The organism is Pedobacter sp. 01T416_2, from assembly GCF_056398925.1.
The window spans coordinates 1-4,643 of sequence record NZ_JBFTQI010000790.1 but is presented as its reverse complement, the minus strand read 5'-3'; the positions used below and the strand labels follow the sequence as shown (position 1 = coordinate 4,643).

The 4,643-nt window shown below is 38.2% G+C and carries 6 protein-coding genes; 1 reads left to right on the top strand and 5 read right to left on the bottom strand.

Features of this window, described 5'->3' with window-relative positions:
• Both AC1DPQ_RS24140 and mnmC2 read right to left on the bottom strand, forming a co-directional pair.
• The coding region (locus AC1DPQ_RS24140) for an aldo/keto reductase (RefSeq protein WP_477611123.1) at positions 1-797 on the bottom strand (797 nt) is incomplete at its 3' end.
• A gap of 644 nt (positions 798-1,441) precedes the next feature.
• Positions 1,442-1,993: a tRNA (5-methylaminomethyl-2-thiouridine)(34)-methyltransferase MnmC2 gene (gene mnmC2, locus AC1DPQ_RS24135; RefSeq protein ID WP_477611124.1), complete on the bottom strand. Its 552-nt coding sequence runs from the start codon at positions 1,991-1,993 to the stop codon at positions 1,442-1,444.
• A gap of 331 nt (positions 1,994-2,324) precedes the next feature.
• On the opposite strand from mnmC2, the gene AC1DPQ_RS24130 reads away from it, so the two are divergent.
• The gene (locus AC1DPQ_RS24130; protein WP_477579012.1) at positions 2,325-2,663 is read left to right on the top strand and encodes an MmcQ/YjbR family DNA-binding protein; all 339 of its coding nucleotides are present in this window, start codon (positions 2,325-2,327) and stop codon (positions 2,661-2,663) included.
• Positions 2,664-2,703: 40 nt separating this feature from the next.
• On the opposite strand, the gene AC1DPQ_RS24125 is transcribed toward AC1DPQ_RS24130, so the two are convergent.
• The 3 genes from AC1DPQ_RS24125 to AC1DPQ_RS24115 form a co-directional block, all read right to left on the bottom strand.
• Positions 2,704-3,168: a DinB family protein gene (locus tag AC1DPQ_RS24125; RefSeq protein WP_477579010.1), complete on the bottom strand. Its 465-nt coding sequence runs from the start codon at positions 3,166-3,168 to the stop codon at positions 2,704-2,706.
• Between the two features lie 22 nt (positions 3,169-3,190).
• Positions 3,191-4,003: a DUF2625 domain-containing protein gene (locus AC1DPQ_RS24120; protein WP_477579008.1), complete on the bottom strand. Its 813-nt coding sequence runs from the start codon at positions 4,001-4,003 to the stop codon at positions 3,191-3,193.
• A gap of 308 nt (positions 4,004-4,311) precedes the next feature.
• The coding region (locus AC1DPQ_RS24115) for a M13-type metalloendopeptidase (protein ID WP_477611122.1) at positions 4,312-4,643 on the bottom strand (332 nt) is incomplete at its 5' end.

Here is a 4,643-nt window from a genome sequence, read left to right as displayed (position 1 = left end):
ACCGAAGCAGGCTCAACATGGTGTTTTTCCGCAACCTCATCCAATGCCGCTAAAATTTTAAAGCCACGTTCATTCAGGAATTTTTTAACGCCACCACCACGCTGGCTTTTATTTAAATCATCTTCACTGCGGTATTTCCCTGTTAAAAAACCACTGGCTAAAGAATAATAGGTTACTACGCCCAAGCCATAATCCAGACAGATTTTTTCGTGCTCCTGCTCAAAGTTTTCTCTATCATAGAGGTTGTATCCTGGTTGGTAAACTTCGTAACGAGGTAAACTATGTTCAGTAGAATACACCAGCGATTCTTTCAGCCGTTCAGCAGAAAAGTTTGATGCGCCGATCCACCGTACTTTGCCTGCTTTAATTAAAGTTTCGTAAGCACTTAAGGTTTCTTCAACAGGGGTATTTTCATCATCGTAATGAGAGAAATAGAGATCGATATAATCTGTTTGAAGGCGTGATAATGAATGTTCTACTTCATTTATGATGTAATCTTTCTTTAAAGATTTACCCTGGCCCATATCAGAACCTACCTTTGTTGCAATAATTACGTCGTGGCGTTTATTGTGTTGTTTAAGCCAATTGCCTATGATTGTTTCTGATTCTCCACCTTTATTTCCTGGTGCCCAGCGCGAATATACATCGGCAGTATCGATAAAGTTAAATCCACTTTCTACAAACTGGTTTAATATTTCAAATGATTTTTGCTCATCGATTGTCCAGCCAAATACGTTTCCTCCAAATACAATGGGTGCAATATTTAAATCGGTTTTTCCTAAAATTCTTTTTTCCATGATATGAATGTTAATCTTAAACTAACAAATCTTGGAGCCAGCAGTTTTTGTAGGAGGTCGAAATTATGTCAAAATGAGATGATATTTTTTGGAAAGCAATCAACTTCACTTTTAAAGTTATCCCTTGCCGATCGGTTTACTTTAGTCAGTTCATTGCCGAGGCAAGATAAGCGGAGCCAAAACAATCTTTCTCCATAAATTAAAATGCGTTCTATTTTTTTAGAAAAGCAAGGCCTGTAGTACTTTGGTTAAACCCGTCCCGCCCTTTGCTTAATCCCGATAGATAAACCAATAAATAAAATAATACTCAAATCGGGATAACGCTGTCGGTCGGGTTTATTTTACCACAGATAGTAGTACTGTTTTAGCCTCCTAAACCCGATCGAAGCGAGATGCCGATATTTCATCGGCAGAAGCGGGAGCGGGACTGCAGAGAACCAATAGCTTCTGCTAAGCTTTCCAAAAAAAGAACCTTAAGTTAGGGTATGTTTTAGCTTTTAAACAACAAATTGTTATCCGATAGCTATCGGATGCGAGGCTGGGCAAGCGCCCGCCGAAGCATTCTTATGTCGTAATTTTTGTAAATGCTATTATTAAAGTTCTTTTAATTATCTAAAAACCTCATGCCCTTAACCTTTTAACCTTCAACCTTTGATGGCCCTAAGCATTTCCCTTTTCCCTGGAGCACCAGGTAATTTTTCAATGGTAAATCCGCAGGCTTTAACGGCTCTTTTCAGCTTTCCGGTAATGGCGTAGGTTACAAAAACTCCGCCTGGTTTTAAGAAACTGCAGGCATGTGCAATAATTTCATCGCTCCACATTTCGGGCTGGTGCTGCACAGAAAAGGCATCGTAGTAAATCACATCAAATTTTTGGTCGCTCTGGTATTCGGCCAAGGTAGTATGCGGAATTTCTAAGGTGCAAAGCGAAGTTAATTTTTGAGGTGTTTTTAACGCTTCAGGGTAATTTGAAATAAAATCGGCCCATACTGCTTCAGGAACATACGCGGCATAACCTGTTTGCTCAATTAGATCTGTAGTAAGCGGAAACGCTTCGATACTGGTATAGTTAAGTTTAATATTATTTGCCGCACAATATTCGAAACTTAAAATAAAGTTCAGTCCCGTGCCGAAACCAACTTCCAAAATGGAAATTTCAGTTAAATTGGCAGATGAGAATTTTAGTCCTGCATCAATAAATACGTGTTTGGGTTATAATATTCATGAGCTAGGATTTTAAGGATTCTTGGATTTTTTCAAGATAATGATGCAAATATAGATATAGGATTAATATGATTTTTGGATTTCAGGATCATGGTGTAGATATGAATGCAGCATTTAAACGATTTCTGGATTTAGGGATAAACTAGCCAGAGATAGGAGGAGGAAAGTTAACCCGCTTTAGTCCTTAGTCTTTTAGCTTTAGTCTTCGGATTCCCTTCCTCTGAATTTTCTCTTTGTCCTTTCAGCTTTAATCTTTTGTTCTTAGCTTTGATCTTACCCTAAACCCTAAACCCTAAACCCTAAAATGGATATCGAATCTTTCAGAGAATATTGTTTGAATTTACCTGGTACAACCGAGGGAATGAAATGGGGACATTTATGCTTCATGATCGAAGAAAAAATGTATTTCATTATCGCTATTGATGAAGATAACAGTTTCTCTATAAAGTGTGATCCTGAAGAGTTTGATGCATTAACGGCTAGAGATGGCATACAACAGGCCCACCATATGGCTAAACGACAGTGGGTACGTGTTGATAACCTGGAGGTATTTAATGAAACAGAACTGAAAAAAAGAGTGGCTGATTCGAGGGCGATGGTTTTAGCTAAATTACCTAAGAAAACACAGGCAAAGTACGCTTAAATTTTAAACTGAAGAATGGAAATATCTTCAATGCAAGGCCCTATACAAGTTTCTTTAAAGCCATAATGTAGCCAATGTGCATACCCTCGTGGAAAGGGATAAAGTTTATTGCATCTTCTATCGAGTTTAATTTCATGCCATAACGTTTATCCCAAGGATCGAACTTTAGAAAAACACCACTCGAGTAATCAGTGGCTAAACGATCCATGCTTTTTAAGAGCGCATCGAAAATAGAATCGATCTCTTCCTGTCCAATAAATTTTTCAGGCTTTGTCCCGCTTAAAAAAGGGCTGAAATATTTTTCCTCAACAATTATCTCAAGTCCAGATCTTATATAACACATATTTTGCTGCGCCGCGGTTAAATGGGCGATATTCCAAATGATGTTATTGTTAAAACCTGTTGGGATTTTGTTTAATTGCTCGATGCTCAAATCTTTTACCAGTTCCAGAATAAAAATTCTGGTGTTTTTAATCTGGGCGATGGTAGCAAGTGTATTAGACATTAATTGTTGTATAGATGGTGATTTACTGCTCGTTTTTGGTTTCCTCTTTGGTTTCTTTCTTTTGTGTATCGTCTTTTTTTATGCCTTTATCAGCATTCAGTTCTTTCGACTTCATGATATTAAAACGGTACATTTCTTCAATCCCAACAAGTTTCCGTGTACATTTATCAATGTCGGTTCCTTCTTCCCATAAATAAGGCCGAAAGCTATAGGTTTTGGTGCCATCTAGATTTGCAATAAACTGGTTCCAGCTGCTCCAACGTAAGCCTTTATAAAATTTAGAAAGATCACTATCAAAGCAAAAAACAAGAAACTCACCATAGCCAGCCCCAAGCGGTTGCCAGGTTAGGCTGTTAGGCTCCAGGTAATACACGTTTTTAATGTCTTTACCCAGGCCGCCATAATTGATGGCAAAGAAGCCACCTACAGCGTCATCGGCAATTAACAGGTATGGGATGTTATCGCCATATTCCTTTATGGTTTTTCCTTTGTTCCATTCGGCAACATTTCGGCTCAATCTTTCGCTGCCCGAACCTAAAATTCTAATCCAGCCGTTATCAACCATAATGCCTCCGGTATTGTAAATTACCGAGCCAAGTGTAGCATAGGTTGTCATTTGTGAGTTATATAAAACTTCTTTTGCTTTTGCAGAATCAACTGGCAAAATCTCCACCTTGTTTTTGGCAGAATCGATCCACTTTTTTACCAACGGCCATGCCGGATCGGTTTTATTTACCAATGCTTCAAGACTGATTAAATTATTCTCTTGAGCAAAGGTTATTGAAGAGAATAAAGTTAAACTTAGAATAAGAATTGTTTTGAATGCGCTTCTCATGAAAAAGGGGCTTATGTTTTCCAAAGATAGAATGATAATTAAGAATTGTTGAAAGGAGCGGGATAATTTTTGATTAATCGTGCAGGCGGATGTTACCATCCGACTGATTTATTCAACATCTAAAAAGAATTGATTAATTCGATGAATTGAAAATTTCAGCCAGTGYCAGATAGTAACATCTTACACCACGCTAATAAAACAAAACGCCCCAATAAATCGGGGCGCTTGTCATATAGGGATGATATAAAATAATTGACTATTGAGTGAAAAAGCCTTAAACACTCCACCTTTTAACCCTCCACCTCAATCTACCACATTCTAATTCTGTCTTCTGGCTTTTTGTATAACTTATCGCCAGGTTTAACATCAAAAGCATTGTACCATGCATCCATATTTACAGGTGCACCGATAGTACGGTACGGTCCTGGAGAATGTGGATCGGTTTTAATTAACTGAGCGGCACTTTCTGGTAAAATATTACCTCTCCACACCTGCGCCCAGGCAAGGAAGAAACACTGATCTGGCGTAAAACCATCAATTTTCTCATTGCTTTGACCTTGTTTAGTCATTTTAAAAGCAGTATAAGCCGCGTTTAAGCCCCCTAAATCGCCAATGTTTTCGCCCATAGTCAATTTACCGA

What these genes read in the sequence shown, in the direction of transcription:
- AC1DPQ_RS24120 (WP_477579008.1), bottom strand. Translation starts at nt 4,003, where the DNA reads ATGAGAAGCGCATTCAAAACAATTCTTATTCTAAGTTTAACTTTATTC.
- AC1DPQ_RS24130 (WP_477579012.1), top strand. Translation starts at nt 2,325, where the DNA reads ATGGATATCGAATCTTTCAGAGAATATTGTTTGAATTTACCTGGTACA.
- AC1DPQ_RS24125 (WP_477579010.1), bottom strand. Translation starts at nt 3,168, where the DNA reads ATGTCTAATACACTTGCTACCATCGCCCAGATTAAAAACACCAGAATT.